This is a genomic window from Gloeothece verrucosa PCC 7822 (assembly GCF_000147335.1).
Taxonomy (GTDB): Bacteria; Cyanobacteriota; Cyanobacteriia; order Cyanobacteriales; family Microcystaceae; genus Gloeothece; species Gloeothece verrucosa.
This window is the reverse complement of record NC_014501.1, coordinates 2,330,630-2,349,851: the sequence shown is the minus strand read 5'-3', so window position 1 is coordinate 2,349,851 and position 19,222 is coordinate 2,330,630. Positions and strand designations below refer to the sequence as shown.

The 19,222-nt window shown below is 40.9% G+C and carries 18 protein-coding genes; 5 read left to right on the top strand and 13 right to left on the bottom strand.

Going from position 1 to position 19,222, the window contains the following annotated elements; translation table 11 throughout:
- Window positions 1–1,083 precede the first annotated feature (1,083 nt).
- From CYAN7822_RS10310 to CYAN7822_RS10270, 9 genes are all read right to left on the bottom strand, one after another.
- Window positions 1,084–2,061: a permease gene (locus CYAN7822_RS10310; protein WP_013322200.1), complete on the bottom strand. Its 978-nt coding sequence runs from the start codon at window positions 2,059–2,061 to the stop codon at window positions 1,084–1,086.
- 476 nt (window positions 2,062–2,537) lie between these two features.
- Entirely contained in the window at window positions 2,538–5,366 is a 2,829-nt protein-coding gene (locus tag CYAN7822_RS10305; RefSeq protein ID WP_013322199.1) for a tetratricopeptide repeat protein, read from the bottom strand.
- A 99-nt stretch (window positions 5,367–5,465) separates the two neighbouring features.
- Entirely contained in the window at window positions 5,466–5,903 is a 438-nt protein-coding gene (locus CYAN7822_RS10300) for a hypothetical protein (protein ID WP_013322198.1), read from the bottom strand.
- A gap of 208 nt (window positions 5,904–6,111) precedes the next feature.
- Window positions 6,112–6,927: a J domain-containing protein gene (locus CYAN7822_RS10295; protein ID WP_245602723.1), complete on the bottom strand. Its 816-nt coding sequence runs from the start codon at window positions 6,925–6,927 to the stop codon at window positions 6,112–6,114.
- 365 nt (window positions 6,928–7,292) lie between these two features.
- A complete protein-coding gene (locus CYAN7822_RS10290) occupies window positions 7,293–7,973 on the bottom strand; it encodes a lecithin retinol acyltransferase family protein (RefSeq protein ID WP_013322196.1) in 681 nt (226 codons plus the stop codon).
- A gap of 17 nt (window positions 7,974–7,990) precedes the next feature.
- The gene (locus tag CYAN7822_RS10285) at window positions 7,991–8,725 is read right to left on the bottom strand and encodes a superoxide dismutase (protein WP_013322195.1); all 735 of its coding nucleotides are present in this window, start codon (window positions 8,723–8,725) and stop codon (window positions 7,991–7,993) included.
- Window positions 8,726–8,805: 80 nt separating this feature from the next.
- Window positions 8,806–9,801 (bottom strand): GntR family transcriptional regulator, encoded by a 996-nt coding sequence (locus tag CYAN7822_RS10280; RefSeq protein WP_013322194.1) that lies wholly within the window; start codon window positions 9,799–9,801, stop codon window positions 8,806–8,808.
- A gap of 127 nt (window positions 9,802–9,928) precedes the next feature.
- The gene (locus CYAN7822_RS10275; RefSeq protein ID WP_013322193.1) at window positions 9,929–10,189 is read right to left on the bottom strand and encodes a BolA family protein; all 261 of its coding nucleotides are present in this window, start codon (window positions 10,187–10,189) and stop codon (window positions 9,929–9,931) included.
- Window positions 10,190–10,234: 45 nt separating this feature from the next.
- Window positions 10,235–10,858, bottom strand: a complete 624-nt coding sequence (locus CYAN7822_RS10270) for a tetratricopeptide repeat protein (protein WP_013322192.1) — start codon at window positions 10,856–10,858, stop codon at window positions 10,235–10,237.
- Between the two features lie 136 nt (window positions 10,859–10,994).
- Between CYAN7822_RS10270 and rpsP the strand changes: the two genes are divergently transcribed.
- Together rpsP and CYAN7822_RS10260 are read left to right on the top strand one after the other, a co-directional pair.
- Window positions 10,995–11,243: a 30S ribosomal protein S16 gene (gene rpsP / locus CYAN7822_RS10265; protein ID WP_013322191.1), complete on the top strand. Its 249-nt coding sequence runs from the start codon at window positions 10,995–10,997 to the stop codon at window positions 11,241–11,243.
- Window positions 11,236–11,658, top strand: coding sequence for a KH domain-containing protein (locus tag CYAN7822_RS10260; RefSeq protein WP_013322190.1), 423 nt, complete (start codon window positions 11,236–11,238; stop codon window positions 11,656–11,658). The genes rpsP and CYAN7822_RS10260 overlap by 8 nt, the downstream gene beginning before the upstream one ends.
- A 182-nt stretch (window positions 11,659–11,840) precedes the next feature.
- Here the strand turns inward: CYAN7822_RS10260 and CYAN7822_RS35625 are convergent, their stop codons facing one another.
- Window positions 11,841–12,014 carry a DUF1328 domain-containing protein gene (locus tag CYAN7822_RS35625; RefSeq protein ID WP_013322189.1) on the bottom strand — a complete coding sequence of 58 codons (174 nt, stop codon included), beginning with the start codon at window positions 12,012–12,014 and terminating at the stop codon, window positions 11,841–11,843.
- A 220-nt stretch (window positions 12,015–12,234) separates the two neighbouring features.
- Entirely contained in the window at window positions 12,235–12,417 is a 183-nt protein-coding gene (locus tag CYAN7822_RS10250; RefSeq protein WP_013322188.1) for a CsbD family protein, read from the bottom strand.
- 877 nt (window positions 12,418–13,294) lie between these two features.
- Here CYAN7822_RS10250 and CYAN7822_RS39000 point away from each other — a divergent pair.
- A complete protein-coding gene (locus CYAN7822_RS39000; protein ID WP_013322187.1) occupies window positions 13,295–15,319 on the top strand; it encodes a calcium-binding protein in 2,025 nt (674 codons plus the stop codon).
- 140 nt (window positions 15,320–15,459) lie between these two features.
- On the opposite strand, the gene CYAN7822_RS10240 is transcribed toward CYAN7822_RS39000, so the two are convergent.
- Window positions 15,460–17,127 (bottom strand): MFS transporter, encoded by a 1,668-nt coding sequence (locus CYAN7822_RS10240; protein ID WP_013322186.1) that lies wholly within the window; start codon window positions 17,125–17,127, stop codon window positions 15,460–15,462.
- 23 nt (window positions 17,128–17,150) lie between these two features.
- Here CYAN7822_RS10240 and CYAN7822_RS10235 point away from each other — a divergent pair, with 23 nt between their 5' ends.
- A complete protein-coding gene (locus CYAN7822_RS10235) occupies window positions 17,151–17,675 on the top strand; it encodes a phosphoribosyltransferase (protein ID WP_013322185.1) in 525 nt (174 codons plus the stop codon).
- A gap of 234 nt (window positions 17,676–17,909) precedes the next feature.
- On the top strand, window positions 17,910–18,320 hold the full coding sequence (locus tag CYAN7822_RS10230) for a response regulator (RefSeq protein ID WP_013322184.1): 411 nt from the start codon (window positions 17,910–17,912) through the stop codon (window positions 18,318–18,320).
- A gap of 134 nt (window positions 18,321–18,454) precedes the next feature.
- On the opposite strand, the gene CYAN7822_RS10225 is transcribed toward CYAN7822_RS10230, so the two are convergent.
- Window positions 18,455–19,012, bottom strand: a complete 558-nt coding sequence (locus CYAN7822_RS10225; RefSeq protein WP_013322183.1) for a COP23 domain-containing protein — start codon at window positions 19,010–19,012, stop codon at window positions 18,455–18,457.
- Between the last annotated feature and the right edge of the window lie 210 nt (window positions 19,013–19,222).

Genomic DNA, 19,222 nt, shown 5'->3' with positions numbered 1-19,222 from the left:
CGGTAAAGAGAAACTGAAAAGCTTTTTACTCTCTTCCGGGGTGGCGATAAGTTAATTTTATTGATATGTCGGTAGGTACATTTAAAATGAACTTGTGTTTCAATTTTAAATGTTAAACAAATTATTGCTTCAATACATCTTCATCAGGAATAGTACGCGGCTGGTTTATTTCTTCCTCAAGTTTGAAACCTTTCCCGGCACATCGTTCTGATTGATGATTCGGTCACGTCACTCAAACCACTACTAGATCTATTTTAGATTTTTTTTGGCTTTATCTGGTGAAAAAACTTTGAGTTTAAATACTTATGGCGTTTCGGAGTCTTAGGTCAGGCTTATTTGAGGATTTGAATACTTTTAAAAAGAGTTATTAAATGACAATAACAGCAATCAAGCATTAACAACCAGTGATTTCCTCTTTAATAGTTGAGTCTTCTCGGAGTCGCTCTGAAGATTATCCTTCAAATGCTTTGCTCTCTTTTTTTCACTTGAGGAAATATGATGATTCAAGTTGATTACTGTTATTTGGGATGAACGAGACAGATGTTAACTTTAACAGGGTTTTCTCCTTTTGGTTTTATTAATTTACCTTGCAAGCTATTCTGCCAGGGAAGCTTATCTAGCTTCAATTATTAATCTAACATTTTTTTTTCAACCCAAGCATATTTTGCAATTAAACTTTACATCTTTTTGGGTTTTTATAACAATAACAGCAATCAAGCATTAAAGACCAGGGATTTCCTTTTTTAAGTTGATTTTTCTTGGAGTCCTCTGAAAATTACTCTTCAGGTGTTTTGCTCCCTTCTTTCACTTTAGGAAATATGATGATTCAAGTTGATTGCTGTTATTTTGGGTGAACGAGACAGATGTTAACTTTAACAGGTTTTTCTCCTTTGGGTTTTATGAATTTACCTTGCAAGCTATTCTGCCAGGGAAGCTTATCTAGCTTCAATTATTAATTTAGCATTGATGAGGGAACCTTTTCTCAGGTTGTAAATAAACTTTACATTTAGGGATCAAGATAATTAGCCAACAAAAATAGGAAATTTTACGGATACCCTTGAGAAATATCCGTCTTTGATCTTACTAACTCGGGTAAAAATTGAGGATTAAAGCTGATAAAATCGTCAATTCTAGGACTAAAATTATCAAATAAAGAGCGGCTTTAAATCGCAACACAAAAAATAATAGGCACACGCTTTTGAGGTCTACAACTGAACTAAACAGCAAGAAACTCAACAGCGATCCTTTGAGAAACGTTGGAGCGAAAAAGCTTAGAAACGCGGCACTATTCGGTGAGCCGAGGGATAATATCACCCCTAATAAAATCATAACAGAGATCTGGACCACAGGCGCTTGTGCCCAAGTTAGCATTTGACCTTGAGGAAGAAACATCTGTGCTAAAGCCGCTATAGCACATCCAACCATTAAGATGCCTCCTAACTCAAGGGTTTCTTTAACCACATTTTGCCAGAAGAGACTTAAGCTAATTTTTAAAGATTTTCTAAAAGTGGCGGTAGTTTTGTACTCATAAACTAAATTCCCGATGCGGTGTAGGGGTTCACTTTCATCGGAGGGGCGTAAAAAGGTTCCTGAAGGCAGTAAATAGCAACGAGGAGAAGCCAATTCCTCAGCAGATGCGGGTTTTTCTCTGTAAGTGCTAAAGATTAAACCAATTATAAAAGCGATTATCCAAGCCAATAAGAGGCGGTAGAATAAGATGCTGGCGTAATCGGGAAAAGCTTGCCAGGTCAACCAAAGCACAATAGGATTTACGGTAGGAGAAGCCAGCAAAAAACTGATGGCCACCGATAGAGGAGCGCCCTGCATTAATAAACGTCTGGTGACTGGGATATTGCCATATTGACAGACAGGGATAATCATCCCTAGACTACTGCCGAGGATAGCCCCTAAGATGGGGTTATGAGGGAATTTAGCGGCTAGTTGATGCTCATCCACAAACACCAGTAACCAACTAGAAACGAATATACCCAACAATAAGAAGGGGAGAGAAGTCAGTAATAAGCTTAAAAATAAGGTTATTGCGTAATTTAATTGAATCATGTTGATAAACTAGAGGGAGGATGTGCGATGAAGCATCATGTATATAGCATAGGGGATGAAGTTATGGTTTATTAACTTTCAATGGCAGAGCAGATGAAAAGCAATGACGCTTTCTGGTTTGACCTTTGATGAGTTTACCCAATTAGTTGCAACTGGGTCTAGCTTAGGAGTTACGCACTCCTGATGAAAAACAACAATTTTATGTCATCCCTCGCTGTGCGAAGGACCTCGAACCATCTCAAACCCTTGTGATTTGGTTATGGTGCGTAAGTCCTAGTACGATAAAAAAGTTCTACTTCACACTGGCGGACTTCTGCTTGCTCAGGGATCAAATCATTTAGGAGTTACGCACTCCCAATTAAAAACAAGGATTTTATGTCATCCTGAGCCTTGCGAAGGATCACGGACAATCTCAAACCCTAATGATTTCGTAGAGAGTGCGTAAGTCCTATCATTGTTCAACTGCCGAAACTTATTCACCGCAAGCGACGGAAGAAGAAACTAAACAACTGCTTAAACAGCAACCACAGCAAATAAAACGGTAAACACACAATTGCTAACAAAAATTCCACAAGCTTAATTAAGCGACGACTCCAGAGGTAGCGGCGAGTACGTTGCTGTGACAGCAAGACAAGATTTTCTCGAACTGTTATGGTAGAAGGATGATTAGGCCCTAAGATGGGTTCGAGTATGGCTAAAGCTTGTTGGTACAGAGTTTCGGCTTCGCTGTAGCGCCCCATTGAAGAGTAGAGTCCTGCTAAATTGTTCAAACTGCTTGCTACATCAGGATGCTCCGTCCCCAACAGCCGCTCTCTCATCTCCCAAGCTTGTTGGTACAGAGGTTCGGCTTCGCTGTAGCGCCCCATTGAATCGTAGAGTCCCGCTAAATTGTTCAAACTGGTTGCCAGATCAGGATGCTCCGTCCCCAACAGCCGCTCATTGATCTCCAAAGCTTGTTGGTACAGAGGTTCGGCTTCGCTGTAGCGCCCCATTGAATCGTAGAGTCCCGCTAAATTGTTCAAACTGGTTGCCAGATCAGGATGCTCCGTCCCCAACAGCCGCTCATTGATCTCCAAAGCTTGTTGGTACAGAGGTTCGGCTTCGCTGTAGCGCCCCATTGCCTTGTAGAGTCCTGCTAAATTGTTCAAACTGCTTGCCAGATCAGGATGCTCCGTCCCCAACAGCCGCTCTCTCATCTCCAAAGCTTGTTGGTACAGAGGTTCGGCTTCGCTGTAGCGCCCCATTGCCTTGTAGAGTCCTGCTAAATTGTTCAAACTGGTTGCCACAGAAGGATGCTCCGTCCCCAACAGCCGCTCATTGATCTCCAAAGCTTGTTGGTAAAGAGGTTCGGCTTCGCTGTAGCGCCCCATTGAAGAGTAGAGTCCCGCTAAATTGTTCAAACTGGTTGCCACAGAAGGATGCTCCGTCCCCAACAGCCGCTCTCTCATCTCCAAAGCTTGTTGGTACAGAGGTTCGGCTTCGCTGTAGCGCCCCATTGAAGAGTAGAGTCCCGCTAAATTGTTCAAACTGGTTGCCAGATCAGGATGCTCCGTCCCCAACAGCCGCTCATTGATCTCCAAAGCTTGTTGGTACAGAGGTTCGGCTTCGCTGTAGCGCCCCATTGAAGAGTAGAGTGCCGCTAAATTGTTCAAACTGGTTGCCAGATCAGGATGCTCCGTCCCCAACAGCCGCTCATTGATCTCCAAAGCTTGTTGGTACAGAGGTTCGGCTTCGCTGTAGCGCCCCATTGAAGAGTAGAGTGCCGCTAAATTGTTCAAACTGCTTGCCAGATCAGGATGCTCCGTCCCCAACAGCCGCTCATTGATCTCCAAAGCTTGTTGGTACAGAGGTTCGGCTTCGCTGTAGCGCCCCATTGAAGAGTAGAGTGCCGCTAAATTGTTCAAACTGCTTGCTACATCAGGATGTTCTTCTCCAAAGTGACTTTTAAGCACATCGAGACAAGGTTTATACCAAGGTTCTGCTAAAGAGTACAACCCCTGACCTTGATAAAACCTTCCTACTCCCAGAAAAGGCCAGATAAGCGACTCATCGGGCACTGATGCTAAAGTTATTCTCTTTTCTTCTCTTTTTTCCTTTGCTTCTTCAATTAAACTTTCTGTTAGTGCTTCTATATGGGGAATAAAATCTTTAACATCTTCAATATCTTTAGAGGTGGGTGAGTCAGGAATAATTTTAGCGACGCTTATCATAGCGATGGCGAAAGTTTGTCTGAAAACGCCCTTTATCTCCTCTGACTCCTCTAACTTTTCCTGTAAAAACCACCGCACCAAAGCATGAATTTTATAAGATCCTTCTCTCTCTTCTTTCCGTTGTAGCAAATTTCGTTGATAGAGTCGCTTTTTCCCCTCGTTTAACTCATACTTCGACCAACTTAAATAATTATCTTCTTTTTTTACTTCTCCGGAGGAGTCGAGTTCAGCATTAACCTCTGTTTCCTCTTCATTTGCGATCTCTTCGTGCCACTTTCTAAGCGCAACCCACACCACCAAATCCCAAATAATCAACTTAGGAGAGAATAAACTAAGGAACATTCCCACTTGCTGAGACAAAGGATCGAGTTCTTCCCAAGTTAAAGCAAAAGCCGCCCTAACACCCCTTTGATACTGGTTAAGACTTTCCCTTACCTGTAACGATTTTTCTGCTAACTTTCTCTCCTGCAACTGCCCTAGCATCATCTCTAAAGATAAATCCGGGTCTTGTACCAAATAACCCCCCACTAAAATTATCCCCAAAGGCAAATACTCCAAACACCGACAAATATCTGCCGCCGCTTCGGGTTCCCTATAAATGCGCCTATCTTTCTTACCTAACAAAGCTTGTAACAGTTCTAACGCCTTCCCCGGTTCATATTCTGGGGAGAGAACCTCTAAACCCACCTCACTAATAAAATTCGGGTCTAAATATTGTAATCGAGTCGTCACCAAAACTCGGAAACGGTTTTCACTCGGCACAACCTCCCGAAGATTATCTAAATTAGTAACATCATCAAAAACCAGTAATATAGGCAATTCAGAAGCCGCATATTGACCCCAACACTCCCGCACTTGTTCAGAAAGCGTTAACCGTTTTCCCCTTAACTGTTGGGGAATCTCATAATTTAACTGCAAAGAAAAATACTCTAAAACCTCTGCCGCTAGACCTTTTTGTCTATCATTAAACCAAGTAATGCCCTCATAAGCTTCTCCATAGCGGTGAATATATTGACTAGCTAACTCGGTTTTACCCACTCCTCCCATTCCTGTTATGGCAACATAATTACCTCGCTGTAAATCTTCATGCAGCAAGTGCAGTTCTTTTTCTCGTCCTACAAAATGGACAGAACCGCTATAAAGTTTAGATTTAGAGGGAGTTAACTTTACCCGTTCCCTAAAGGGCGACTGTAGTCAATTAAATGTGACTGGAGCATTAAATATAGGATTTTGGAAGAAATTCTTGAGATCATCTGCCAATTTTTCACAGTTAATGGTATTTTGCGAGCTTTTTGCTGACTTCAAACTATTTAATATTTCCTGTATCTGTTGCTGCAATTGAGGATTAGATTCTGTTCTAGCCGCTTGTGCTAATTCTGCCATAGATTTAGCCACATCAGGATTAGCTTTAGCCGCCGACTCGATTTCTAATATAGCTGTGCCATAATCTAGAGGTTGTTGGGGGGCTTTTTCTATAGCGGTTACTGTATCAGGAGATTGTTTTTTCAGAGATGCTAGAAATTTACTCGTCTTGTCGTAGAGGGTTTCTCCTACCTTTTCGCCGGCGTTTTCCAAAACTTTAGTAGCAACAGCAGAGATGATAGATATCGTCGCGATACTTAAAGGGTCCATAAGCTTATGACATCCCTAAATGTTTTTTTGCCCAATTCTAGCATAATAAATCTCTATGAACCCAACAAAACCTGTATTTATAACCATTCTTCTTATTTCAAGTTAACTGTGAGGTTAGGGTGCAGGGAAATGGGGGCCGGGTGTGGGGGAATTGTGGGCGTTTTACAGTTCTTTATACAGAGTGCTTTATTGATGTCCAGATACTTACTTATTTATTTCGATTTGTTGTAATCCATTCCCGAATTTTTACCCATAACTTGGGATTTTTCTGAAAATTATTATTACTTACAGTTACAGGTTTAGACTTTTCATATAAAGCTTGATATTGTTCATAAGCAACATTAATCCTTGCCGTAACATCTGTTGCTAAAGGATGCTGATTAAGGTCTGGATGCCAGGTTCTAACCAGTGATTTATAAGCTTGTTCAACTTGTGAAAAATTCGACCGAGGTGGCACCCCTAAAACTTTCCACCAAGGGGCAGATTGATCGATTAAATATTGTGAAAAAATTAAAAAGGTTTTTTCGGCAAAAATTTCCTCTATTAATGACCAAGATGCACCATAACACACCCGATAAACCCTTTGTAAAGCGGCTAGTCCGATTTGTTGCTGGGCTAATTCATGCCATTGTTTAAATGCCACATAGATTTGCTTTTGCACTTGAAAGTCTTGTTGATCAAATTTGCCCTTATTTTTTAACGTTTCCTGATAAAAACTCGCTAGGGGATTTTTCCCTGCGGCTAAAATTTCTAAAAAATCTCTAGCATAACCTTTCGGCTCTGTCAAGTCTAACAATAAAGTTAATTCCTGACAGACATTTTTTGATTCAGGTTTATCTCGCCATTCCCAATAATTCACCCCGGGTTGACCTAAATTTTGTCGGTAAAAATCCTGCCAAGTTCGAGGTACTATACAAGCTAGAGGGGTCATTAACGGTGTTGCTAATGGATAAAATTGACCTCTTAAAGAACTTGGCGGCGCATCTTCTAATAAACAAGCTAAATGATAAGATGAACCATCCAATAATTTACCCTGATTTATTGTTAAATTTTGAGAGTTATTAACTGAGTTTTTACTGCTATAAATCAACCAACAAATAAAGCAAAAAATTAAGCTAAATAAAAAGATACTGAACATCAATAATACTACCCTAATAGTATGTTTTATTTTAGGTATGTTAGGCTTCGCGCTTCACACCCCACGTTACTTGTTTCTCCCTTTATTAAGGAGGGTTAGGGGGATATTGCCTTATATTTTATATGAGTTTAGGCATTAAGTAAATTAGATTTTTTAGGTGCGTTACGCTTTGCTAACACACCCTACGTTTTGTATTTTATATTAATGTCGTATATTGATGTAGGTATTAAGATGTAGTTTTTACCCCTTGATTAAACATTCAGTAAATTAGTTAAAACATCTTCGGTCATAGTTGCCAATTGCTTTAACTGATTTTCTAATTCGGTTGCTCGCCGCTTATAGCCTAGTTTACGTTCTAAAGCCGCTCTTGCCAAGTCATCTCGATTTCGTTTAACAGCTTCTTTGGCTACTTTATCCCAAGTTTCTACCTCTTTTAAACTTAATTTATACTTAGGCTGTAGCTCATCCCAAACCCCTTTAAGATCGCCTAAAGCATTATTTAATAAACGTTTGGCATTGTTGGGATCTGATTGCCCTAAAGCCTCTTTTAAAGGCTCATATAAATTCGAGGTTTCCAGTTGACTAATAATTGGGATAAAATCGCGGATTTGTTTACTATCATTAATTCCCGTTTTACACCAGGTAGCAAAATGCTCACAATTATTAAATAAAAGATTATATTTTTGTTCTCCTAAGCGGCTTTGTGCCCGTTGCACGACTATGTCAGGAATAAAACAAAACCCCTGAGCATATTGCCTAATATAAGTGGGATTCCCGCGCGTAAAAATATCTAAAGAAGTACGCTCAATTGTCTCGCTAGGTTTACGATAATGAATGACTGTATCATCTCCACAGTCAATCCCATGATGCTCATAAAGTCCCTGCAAATTGAGCAACTCTCGATATACATAAATTTGATCGCCTCTAGCCATTCATTAATAATAATTAACTAACTTTTTGCTTGCTGAAAACGCTTATTCACTTCATCCCAGTTCACCACATTCCACCATTGTTGTAAATATTGACCTCGATTATTTTTATATTTAAGATAATAGGCGTGTTCCCAAACATCATTCCCCATAATGGGATAAATGCCCTCCATTAAAGGGCTATCTTGATTAGCGGTACTGCTCACTTTAAGCTTACCATTTTTATCTAAAATCAACCAAGCCCAACCACTGCCAAATCGGGATTCACCAGCCTTATTAAAAGCAGCTTGAAAAGCTTCAAAACTGCCAAAATCCTGATTAATTGCTTTGGCAATTTCTCCTTTGGGTTTGCCCCCGGCATTAGGACTCATAATTTTCCAAAACATATCATGATTGACGTAGCCACCGCCATTATTTCGCACGGTAGTTTGAATGTCTTGGGGTAAACTATTAATATTTTTGATTAAATCTTCGGCACTTTTTCCCTTTAATTGTGGATATTTATTCACTGCCCCATTCAGATTTTTGGTGTAGGCGGCATGGTGTTTGTCGTGGTGAAAGCGCATGGTTTCTTGATCAATATAAGGCTCCAGCGCATTATAAGCATAAGGCAGAGGGGGTAAGGTAAACGGTTCATCTGAGCCGCTTGTTTGAGCCATAGTTTGAGCGATCGTCTGACCTGGAAACATTCCTAAAGCGGTCGCTCCTGCACCGGCACCCAAAAGATAAAGGAAATTTCGGCGATTGATAGTCATCGTTAAATTAATACAATTACTCTTGTATTTCTCGGTTAGTCAATGAGCTTTTGTATTACCCATTACAGACTCACTATAGTTTAAGTCTCTTCTGTCCCTAAGCCAAGTTCCCGACGGAGTAAATTTATGGATTTTTCTCCAATATAATTTTTACTACAAATAATTTCCGGTAGCCGAATCAGGTCATCTCTGACTGACTCGATGGCCCTTTGGACAATGGGATAACTATCTTGATCGCTGATAATGGTTTGGCTGGTACGCACGATCGACATGAGTTTTTCAGTTTCACTGACTTGGGCGCTCATCACTAATAAGTCTTCTCCCCGTAAACTATGAATTAAGATTTCAGCCACTCTTAAAATCCCGTCACTGAGACTGACTATCCCTAGACGACTATCAGTAGGCAGTTTTTTAACAAATTCTAATTCCTTGCTGTAGTCATAAATATCAATGGGAATGACTCGAATTCCATAAGGCGTAGCAATGGCCTCGGCTGGTCCGATAAAATAGCGGCTAGTGACCACTGTTCCTGATTTCGTCTGTGCTAGAACTTGGGTTAACTCTTCTAGCGGCACTAATTGAACCGGAACGGCTAAAGATTGTTCGAGTTCTTTGAGCATTAGTTTTCCGGCCCCTAAATCTGCCGTAGGTACCGTTATCCAAACTTGCGCCCCACAGCGTAAACGCCAATCAATTTCACTCAAAAATAATTCTCGCACTTGGGAAAGGGTTAACCCCTGTGAGAGTAAATCATCTAGACTTTTGCGTATTAACTGACTAGCTTGGGGATATTGTTGAAGGATAGGAGACTGAGAGGAGAAACCGCCTTCATGGCCTTGAACTTTAACATAAATACCCGAACCGGCCAACGATTCTACTAAACCATCTTCTTCTAATTGCTGATAAACTTTACTGATGGTGTTGCGATGTAAACCCGTAATCATCGCTAATTGTCGGGTACTGGGTAAGCGATGTCCAGGCGGATATTGGCGAGAGGCGATGGCAAAGCGAATTTGGTCAAACAGTTGTTTAGAGGCGGGAATTTCGCTGTCTGACTGGATTTGAAACTGAAGCATATCACCTAAGACCTTGCGGGAGTGGAGAAATTACCTCTCTCAAAGAGGGGGAGAAAAAAATTAATCATATTTATACTAGGGGCAGTAATAACGTGCTGCCCCTACAACACAGTCTGTGACTGGGGGATTAAACCGGTTGTCCTGCTTGTTGCCAAGTTTCAGGGGTATAGGTTTTCAAAGCTAGGGCGTGGATAGACTCATCAGCCATAGCCGAAGCAACAGCACCATAAACCATTTGATGCTGTATGACTTTTGTTTTCCCTTCAAACTCAGAGGAGACAACAGTTGCTTCTAAATGATCTCCACCGCCGGTTAAATCTTTGACAAAAACTTGAGCATCAGGCAGTTTGGCTTGAATCATTGTTTCAACCTGTTTAAGGCTAACCATGTAAACTCCTATAACGACATCAAAAAAACATTACACCCAAGCCGCTTATTTCTTGGCTGAAGGAGCCGGTGCTGAACTCGAGGCGGCGGGTTTTTCACCATTAAGAGGGGCATTGACAAATCCTAACTCGTAAAGTTGTTGATAGCATTTCTGCCCCATTTCACTGGTTGGGTTTTGGGATTCTATGACTTGAATGAGCAAAGGAACAGCCAATTCAGGCTTGTTTTGCGCGCGATGGACTAAAGCTAGTTGATAAGTCGCCTGATCCCGCAGTTGTCCACTTTTTAGCGCGTTACTCCTTTGCGCTTCCACGACGGTTCTATCAATCCCTGAAAAAATAGTAGCAAGTTTTAAATGATAATTCGATAGTTGATTAAACACACGGCGAGCTTGGTTAAGTTTAGCGGCGGCGACATCATACTTTTCAGTGTTGATCGCTTCGCTGGCTTCTTGCATTAATTTTTCCCCTCCTTCAAGACTTAGAAGGCTATCGGACTGGGCTAAGGGACGCAATTCATCTGGATTTGGTGTTGGCTCACCATTGGGTGTTTCTTCTGTTATCTGTGGAGTTGATTGAGCCAAGCTTTGAGCTTGAACCGGCCACGGCACTGTCCCCAAGCTTAAGGCGACACACCACACACTAAAACAGCTAACCGTTATCTTTAGCATGATATAACTCTACTAATAATTAGGTAACAGATTTTGTTTATACTTGAGGTATATTAGCATTTGTCTTATCATTATTGTTTTGTCAAATTGTTTGATTAATACGCTATAATCGGTAATTGCAGTATTTTGGGTTACTATGATCAAATTACGTCTGAAGCGTTATGGGAAAAAAAGAGAAGTGAGCTATAGAATTGTAGCCACTACAAGTACCAGTCGTCGGGATGGTCGTCCTTTAGAAGAATTGGGATTTTACAATCCTAGAACTGATGAAACTCGCTTAGATGTTCCTGCCATCGTCAAGCGTCTTCAAGATGGAGCGCAACCGACTGAGACTGTACGCAGCATTTTAAGAAAAGCGAAAGTGTTTGAACAAGTCAATGCCTAAGTTAGCTTTTTATTCTTCTCAAGCAGAATATGCTAGTCCGGATTATCCTGGGCTAGTAGAATTTCTCATCAGTCCCTTTTTGGAATCTCCAGATTCATTAAGTGTAGATTGCGAACAGGCCAACCAAAGTCGACGAATTTGGATTCGTTTAGCATTTGAAAGTGCTGATAAAGGTCGAGTATATGGTCGTGGGGGAAGAAACTTACAGGCCATTCGCACTGTTTTGGAAACGGCAGCCGCATCGGCAGGTCAAAGCTTATATTTAGATATTTACGAAAACCAGGCCGAAGTTCCCCGTCCCAAACGAACTGTGAGAACTGATAACGGTTTTAATAAACCGACTACTAGAAGAAAACATCGTACTCGCCGTTCTCCTACTTCTAAGTTTGCGCCTAAGCCGCGATTTTATCAGTAAATTAAAATCCCCTCTCTTTTCTCTCTAAAAGTCAAGCCTAAAAATCGAGAGGGGTAAATTTTGGTATTTAAAAGCAATTTTTTGGAAAACCATCTACATTAGACCTTTTGCCAATGCTCAGTTTGAGCAATGTGTTGTTTGTAAGCTGTTTGTCACCTCTGCAAGCAGTCTCTTGAATTTGATTAAATGCTCCGTCCTTGCATAAGACTGGCCACCAGAGTAATTGCAAAGATGATCAAGAAGACAAAGAAGAGTATTTTAGCAATTCCGGCCGCACTGGCGGCAATACCTCCAAAGCCAAAGAACGCAGCGATTAAGGCAATAATGAGAAAAGCGATCGCCCACCGTAGTAACATATACTTGCTCCTTAATTATTATTAATTGTTTTAATGAATTCTCATAATAAATAGATTAAAAGAGGTTTTTTCTTTCTAACACTATCTTTAGGTAGAGCTTTATCAGCTTAAAAAATCTAAAAAAGCCAAATCAAACTTAAAAAATATAGGGTATAAGAGCTAAAAAATTGCGCTTATACCCTGGCTATCTAAAAAAAGTTTTACCCAAAACAGAGAAAGATTAGTCGATTAGTTTCTTCGCTTCGTCCTTGACATCTTCAACCGCTTGACGGGTTTGCGCTTCGCCTTGTTTAGCTTTGCCTTCGGCTTTATCTTTGGGGTCGCCGGTTACATGACCTACAGCTTCTTGAGCTTTACCTTCTAAATTTTTTCCGGCTGCTTCTGCTCTTTCTTGAATACTCATAGTTTTTCAATCCTTTTTTTAAAGTAAATTACCGTAAAAATCCTGTTTTTTAGAATGATTTTTACTTGAACTATTTATAATCTAATCTTTAAAAAACTCTCTTGCTTCTACCTTGAGAAGGAACTCTTGACAAGGTTTTTAGTTGGCACATTCAGTACCTAGACATAAATCAATAAAGTCGACGCGGGTTAAGAAATGTAACATTCCTGAAAACATACTTTGATTGTCTAGTCCCATAGTTAACATTACTTTTATTTATTATCACGGCTTCCTTGCCGCTATCCCCACTTATTTCAAAAACTTATATAGAGTTTAAAGTCATTAGGAATTTTTTCTTTAAATTAAATTTAAAAATCGGGATTTACTTAAGTACATAATATAGTGTATAAAATAAAAAATATAAAATAAATAGCAATTTTTATCTTTTTTCTTTTCAGAAAAACTATTATTATATCAAAGAAAAACCCCTAGAGCAACTTACTTAGGTAAGATTAACTAAATCTTTAAATTTTTTTTTTCTTATAGGGTTTATTTTCAGTAAAATCCGCTAAATTTTTATGATAAAGTAGAGGAAATTAATTAAATAGAGGAAATAAATATAATCTTGTTCAGAAAATAATTAGGCTAAAACTATAGCAAAAATAAGCAAGCAAACTCAAAACAAAGGATTCTGCTTAGGGGAATAACTTATTACCTAATAGCTAAACTAACAAAATTCTCTGTTTATAGACTTATTCATATTAAATCGCTGAATTTACCAAGTAGGTAATCACGCTGAAATGGGATGTGGTGACGGAAAGGATCAGCGAATTTAGGGAAGATATGTCATTAATCTAGTTAATTACAGTTAAAAATTATAAAATCGAGGAAATTACTGATGACAGATACAGTTAATACATCTAATTCTAATGATCCCAATGGGATTGTCAGTGTTAATAGCGAACCAACTAGCGGTAATGACGTGCTTAGCGGTGGAGCAGGAAATGACATCCTTGTTGGCAAAGGCGGTAGCGATACCCTAAGCGGTGGTGCAGGCAACGACGTACTCTACGGCGATATCGATAGCGTTGGTGCGGCTCCCCGGCTCGAATTTACGGCGGGTCCGTCTCTGACGGTAGTAGGTGCAGGCACTAGCGTTGCTACAGTGGATAATACTTTTATCCTCACTGCCTCTACTCCAGGTGCTACCCCGGCCGGAGGAGCCAAAGTGGCCTACCGGGCGGTGGATCAGACTGGGGTATCCGAAGCCGGTTTTGGGGTTAACGTGGCTAACGATACGGGGGTCTCTGATGCTCGTGGAATTGATGGGGATGGCTCACGGGGGGCTTACATTGAGCAGTTAGACGTGGGTTTGACCCTGGAATTGATGAACCAAAATACTGCGGCTATTGCCGGTACCATTACCCTGGGTGTGAACTCCAACAATACTTCCTTAGCTGGCCCTGGCTATCAAATAGATGCTTACTATGGTAATACTTTAATCGGCACTGTGGTGGGAATGCTCACCGGCGGTCCGAATTCCCTGAGTCAGGTTTCTCTGGACTTTGATGGGAAACCATTTGATCGCGTCTCTGTTCGTAACACCGAAAGAACGACTGATGCCTTTGTCATCTCAGCCGGTTCTTTTTCGATCATCGACAAAACCGTAATTGGCAACGATCTTCTTGACGGCGGTTATGGCAACGATCTGCTCGACGGCAGTTACGGCAATGATTTTCTCGAGGGGGGTTACGACAATGATACCCTCAATGGCGGTTATGGCGATGATACTCTCTATGGGGGTTACGGGGATGATACCCTCAATGGCGGTTACGGTAATGATTTACTCTACGGCGATAGCGATGGACCTCTCCCAGTTACGGTACTGGAATTTACGGCGGGTCCATCTCTGGCGGTGGTAGGTGCAGGCACTAGCGTTGCTACAGTGGATAATACTTTTATCCTCACCGCCTCTACGCCGGGTGCTACCCCGGCCGGAGGAGCCAAAGTCGCCTACCGGGCGGTGGATCAGACTGGGGTATCCGAGGCCGGTTTTGGGGTTAACGTGGCTAACGATACGGGGGTCTCTGATGCTCGCGGAATTGATGGGGATGGCTCACGGGGGGCTTACATTGAGCAATTAGACGTGGGTTTGACCCTGGAATTGATGAACCAAAATACTGTGGCTACTGCTGGTACTATCACCCTAGGTGTGAACTCCAACAATACTTCCTTAGCTGGCCCTGGCTATCAAATAGATGCTTACTATGGTAATACTTTAATCGGCACTGTGGTGGGGATGCTCACCGGCGGTCCAAATTCCCTGAGTCAGGTTTCTTTGGACTTTGATGGGCAACCGTTTAATCGCGTCACTGTTCGTAACACCGAAAGAACTACCGATGCCTTTGTCATCTCAGCCGCTTCTTTCTCCACGATTAATGACGTTATTGTGGGCGATGATCTCGTTAACGGGGGTTACGGCAATGACACCCTTAATGGCGGTTACGGTAATGACATCCTCAATGGGGATTACGGCGATGACAATCTTAGCGGCAATTACGGTAATGATACCCTCACTGGCGGTGACGGTAATGATCTCCTCACTGGCGGTTACGGTAATGATACCTTTGTCTTTGTTAACCCCTCAGAAGGCATTGATATCATTACAGACTTTAATGTCATCAACGATGTTTTTAAGTTAGGTTCTGGCTTTGAGGTTAACCGAATTCTATCTAATGCGGCATTAGACTCTAGTCAGTTCGTGATCGGCTCAGAGGCTACCACAGCAGACCAGCGATTAATCTATAATGACTTGACTGGGGTACTTTTGTATGATTCCAACGGTAATGCTGCCGGTTCCGAACAGCAAATCGCTCAATTGAATTCAGGTCTTGCTTTAAGTGCCGCTAACTTTATAGTTTAAAGAAGGCAGGAGTCAGGAGGCAAGAGTCAGAATAAAGGAATTTAGGCTAAACATTCTCTCTTCTCTCCTTGGCAAAACCTGCCAATTCCTTACATCGAACTCAGGCCTATAGCAATCCTAAACTCAATTAGGCCAAAAGTTTATTCGGTTTTTGGTTGACTTCTCATTTTTTCCTCTAGTTGCAAACGAATTTGAGCATGGACTTCTCGAGTAATAGGATAAAAATAAGCCAAAACCAAGCCGACAATTAAAAACAAAGCGGGTAAAGGACTAATAGCAATCCGAATAGCGAATAAAGCACTTTCGGGTTGAACAGGCACAGGCTTATCGGGCATTTTTTCCAGAAATCCTGCCGCTTGTAAAGCTATTCCTACTAAAAATAATCCTAATGCTAATCCAAACTTTTGCAATAAAACCATAAAGGCATAAAAGACCCCTTCTCGGCGTTTTCCTGTCTTTAATTCATCCAATTCGATCACATCTGGAATCATTGACCAAGGAATAAGATAGGCCACAGAGACTCCGAAGCCGGCTAAAATGGCTAGAGCATACATTAAATTCACTTGACCCGGTTGCAGGAAAAACAAGCCTATTTGAGCAATAATCCAAACACTCATCCCCATAAAATAAACGGCTTTTTTACCATATATATCACTGAGTTTCTGCCAAAAAAAGAGCATCACTAACGCCGTTCCTTGTACCGCTAACGCTACCAGAGAAAACATAGCCTCTGATAAGCCCATCCAACTAACCACAAAATACATCAGAATCGAAGCAGTTAATTGCACGGCTAACCAGGAACATAGATAAATTCCGATCACATATAAAAAAGGTTTGTTACTAAAAGCTACTTGGAGTTGCTCTTGATAAGAAATTGTGGGGGTATTCGCCTCATCAGAGCGTTTTTTGACCGCATCTTCATCAATTAAATGAGTCTCAGGTGTAGCCGAAATTAAGGTCACGCCAAATAAAAGAATTAATAAACTTAACAACAGAGAAAAAGCACTTAGATAAAGCGGGGATTTAAAAATGATTAGATTACCTAAGCCATAAAGTCCACTCAGCCCTCCTAACCCAATTAAAAAATATCCTAATAGTCTTTTTTGGGGTTGATTTAAAATTGGGATTGCTCCCCTTTCTTGAATTCTTAAAGCGCACCAAAAAGCCGGTATAACTGATAAAATACTACACTGTAATCCCAAGATTAGATATTTTTTAATGTTATCTTGAGGTTCAGGAAAAGCCGCAAAAATTAAGCCGGCTAAAATTAACGAAAGAATGCTACCTCCAATAGAAAAGGTAAAGCGAAAACTATTGAGCCTAGTTCGTTCATCGTAATCTTGAGTTAATTCGGGCGTAAGGGCAGTATAAGGAAGATTGACCGCCGTGTAGGCAATATTAAACAAAATGCCAATTAAAACATAATAGACAAAAAGACACCAGTTATTGACGGCTCGACTGTCACTGAAGTGAGGAACAAGCCACTGTAAAAAATAGAGTAGCCCAAAAGGAATAGCCCCCAACAAAATCCAGGGAAGACGGCGACCCCAACGCGAACGAGTGCGATCACTCATCACTCCCACAATGGGATCATTAATCGCATCAGCAATTTTACCGATCATTAATACACTTCCCGCCATCCCGGCAGGTAAACCGGCCACACCGGTAAAGAAAAACAGCAGGTAAAAAGCTAAAATATTGGCTGTGATAGCCGCACCGAGATCTCCAGCACCAAAAGCGAGTTTTGTGGTGAAGTTGAGTTTTTCGGGTTTAGGTTTTATAACATGGATGTTAGGGTTATTGGTCATTAGTTATTGGTTCTTAAGGGTTTATGTCAGATTTGTATGTATCTTGGTCAGAGTACCATAAAAATATTGAAAGCCTAGCTATTACAATTTATCAATCCGGTTGGGAATTTAATCAGATTGTCTGTTTAGCCAAAGGAGGATTACGCTTAGGGGATATCCTTTCTCGTCTGTTTAGACAACCTTTAGCCATACTTAGTGCCTCTTCCTATGGCGGTACAAGCAATCAGGTTAGAGGAAAATTAGTTTTCAGTGAGCATCTTTCCATGACCACTCCCAAGTTAGGGAATCGTATTCTATTAGTTGATGATTTAGCTGATTCGGGAATCACACTCTCTCAAACAATCAATTGGCTTAAAAGTCGTTATCAAATCCAGGAAATTCGCACTGCCGTCATTTGGCATAAGGCGAGTTCAAGCTTTCAACCCGATTATGCGGCTCACTATCTTTCTTCAAGTCCCTGGATTCATCAACCTTTTGAAATTTATGAACAGATGACTGTAGCGCAACTGGCTCAAGTTGATCCACAAGCGGCTATCATTGAAACTTGATTAATCCATTGGTTTACTCGAGAGCAAGCCAGTCAAGAAAAAAATACAACAATTAATATCATAGGCTCAGTTATTATTTGAGGTAGCTTCTCAAGAGAGATGATCAATTTTTAAGAAAGTTGAATATTATTATACTTTAATTTAATCTCCCGGATGATAGACCCTCAAAATCGACCTAATCTTTTACACTAAAATATAACAGGAAAAGCAAACAGAAAAGGTTTGGAAGTGTCAATGCTATTAACCAATCGGCAGTGTATGGTTCGTGTTTTAATTGTTGATGATCATGACCTAACTCGCCTTAGCCTCAAACTCTCTTTATCAAAGGATGAAGAAATCGATATTGTGGGTTTAGCGGAGAATGGTTTAGAGGCCATTGAAAAAGTCAAAGCGAGTTGTCCAGATGTCATTATTTTAGATCTACAAATGCCTATTCTCAATGGGTTAAGTGCCGCTTCGGAAATTAAACAAATTGCGCCGAATACCCGAATTATTGCTTATACTTCCCTAGAAGATCCCCAAACTGAGGTAATGTGTCAAACGGTACCTATTGATAGAGTCTGTCAAAAAGATATAGCTATTCATCAACTGGTTCATCTAATTAAAGAACTGGGAAAGCAGCCAAACATTCAACCACTCTGCTAATAAACCAGTTGTCGGACCCTTTTCTAACCCTCTATTTGAACAGGCAAAGAAATTGAGAATAATCTATAGCAATTCATTGAGGAGTTAAAGGGGAAGGATGACAGGCAGCATACCTTGCCCCTTCACCCATTAGATCATTGGGGTTCAACCGGAGCGGTGGCAAAAAATTGATTCATATCAAGGGAAATATACGCTTGTGACTTATCCATCAAACGAGGAGAGGGCAGACTAACCTTATGCCCTTTAAGTGCTTGTTGAATTTGGCTCAACACTTTGAGAGAATCCGTAGAAGAACGTAAGCCGAAAAGCACAGTGACACAATGACCAAAAAAGCGGCTAGTGCCACAAATTCTCGGTTGTCCATTCAGGTCTTGATCGTTAGTAATATAGTTGAGGTTACCCTGGTCATAGGCAAATTGAAAGGTACTTGCTACTGTCTGACAACGACCTTGTAAAACCACATCCGGATCACCAAACCATTGATATTTCCAACGGACTACGGCAATTTTGCCTCGCTCGGTTAAAGCATAGGTAGTAGGATAATATTGATTATCTTGAGGATCAAGTCCATTGCCACAAATAAAACGAATTTCGGGTTTGGGTTGAGCTTGGATTTCGGGAATAATGCCAGTTAGAGTCATTAAAGAAACGGCGCAACAAGTTAAAAATTTCAAACTTGATGGAAAATTCATCACGAGCAACTCCTAATACTAGGTAAACTATCGACACTACCAAGAGCGAGTGAGAGCGTGGGATAGAACTCAGTGGATCTGACTTTAGATTTTAAAGGCTTTTCTCAAGTCGGTGCTTGATCTGACACAATTTTTTTCCACAGTTGCTCATCGAGAGATGGCCAATATTTCGCGCGTCTTGCCGTTTCCTGTAACAGCCTTATTATAGAA

What these genes read in the sequence shown, in the direction of transcription:
- CYAN7822_RS10310 (WP_013322200.1), bottom strand. Translation starts at nt 2,061, where the DNA reads ATGATTCAATTAAATTACGCAATAACCTTATTTTTAAGCTTATTACTG.
- CYAN7822_RS10300 (WP_013322198.1), bottom strand. Translation starts at nt 5,903, where the DNA reads ATGGACCCTTTAAGTATCGCGACGATATCTATCATCTCTGCTGTTGCT.
- CYAN7822_RS10290 (WP_013322196.1), bottom strand. Translation starts at nt 7,973, where the DNA reads ATGGCTAGAGGCGATCAAATTTATGTATATCGAGAGTTGCTCAATTTG.
- CYAN7822_RS10285 (WP_013322195.1), bottom strand. Translation starts at nt 8,725, where the DNA reads ATGACTATCAATCGCCGAAATTTCCTTTATCTTTTGGGTGCCGGTGCA.
- CYAN7822_RS10280 (WP_013322194.1), bottom strand. Translation starts at nt 9,801, where the DNA reads ATGCTTCAGTTTCAAATCCAGTCAGACAGCGAAATTCCCGCCTCTAAA.
- CYAN7822_RS10275 (WP_013322193.1), bottom strand. Translation starts at nt 10,189, where the DNA reads ATGGTTAGCCTTAAACAGGTTGAAACAATGATTCAAGCCAAACTGCCT.
- CYAN7822_RS10270 (WP_013322192.1), bottom strand. Translation starts at nt 10,858, where the DNA reads ATGCTAAAGATAACGGTTAGCTGTTTTAGTGTGTGGTGTGTCGCCTTA.
- rpsP (WP_013322191.1), top strand. Translation starts at nt 10,995, where the DNA reads ATGATCAAATTACGTCTGAAGCGTTATGGGAAAAAAAGAGAAGTGAGC.
- CYAN7822_RS10260 (WP_013322190.1), top strand. Translation starts at nt 11,236, where the DNA reads ATGCCTAAGTTAGCTTTTTATTCTTCTCAAGCAGAATATGCTAGTCCG.
- CYAN7822_RS35625 (WP_013322189.1), bottom strand. Translation starts at nt 12,014, where the DNA reads ATGTTACTACGGTGGGCGATCGCTTTTCTCATTATTGCCTTAATCGCT.
- CYAN7822_RS10250 (WP_013322188.1), bottom strand. Translation starts at nt 12,417, where the DNA reads ATGAGTATTCAAGAAAGAGCAGAAGCAGCCGGAAAAAATTTAGAAGGT.
- CYAN7822_RS39000 (WP_013322187.1), top strand. Translation starts at nt 13,295, where the DNA reads ATGACAGATACAGTTAATACATCTAATTCTAATGATCCCAATGGGATT.
- CYAN7822_RS10240 (WP_013322186.1), bottom strand. Translation starts at nt 17,127, where the DNA reads ATGACCAATAACCCTAACATCCATGTTATAAAACCTAAACCCGAAAAA.
- CYAN7822_RS10235 (WP_013322185.1), top strand. Translation starts at nt 17,151, where the DNA reads ATGTCAGATTTGTATGTATCTTGGTCAGAGTACCATAAAAATATTGAA.
- CYAN7822_RS10230 (WP_013322184.1), top strand. Translation starts at nt 17,910, where the DNA reads ATGCTATTAACCAATCGGCAGTGTATGGTTCGTGTTTTAATTGTTGAT.
- CYAN7822_RS10225 (WP_013322183.1), bottom strand. Translation starts at nt 19,012, where the DNA reads ATGAATTTTCCATCAAGTTTGAAATTTTTAACTTGTTGCGCCGTTTCT.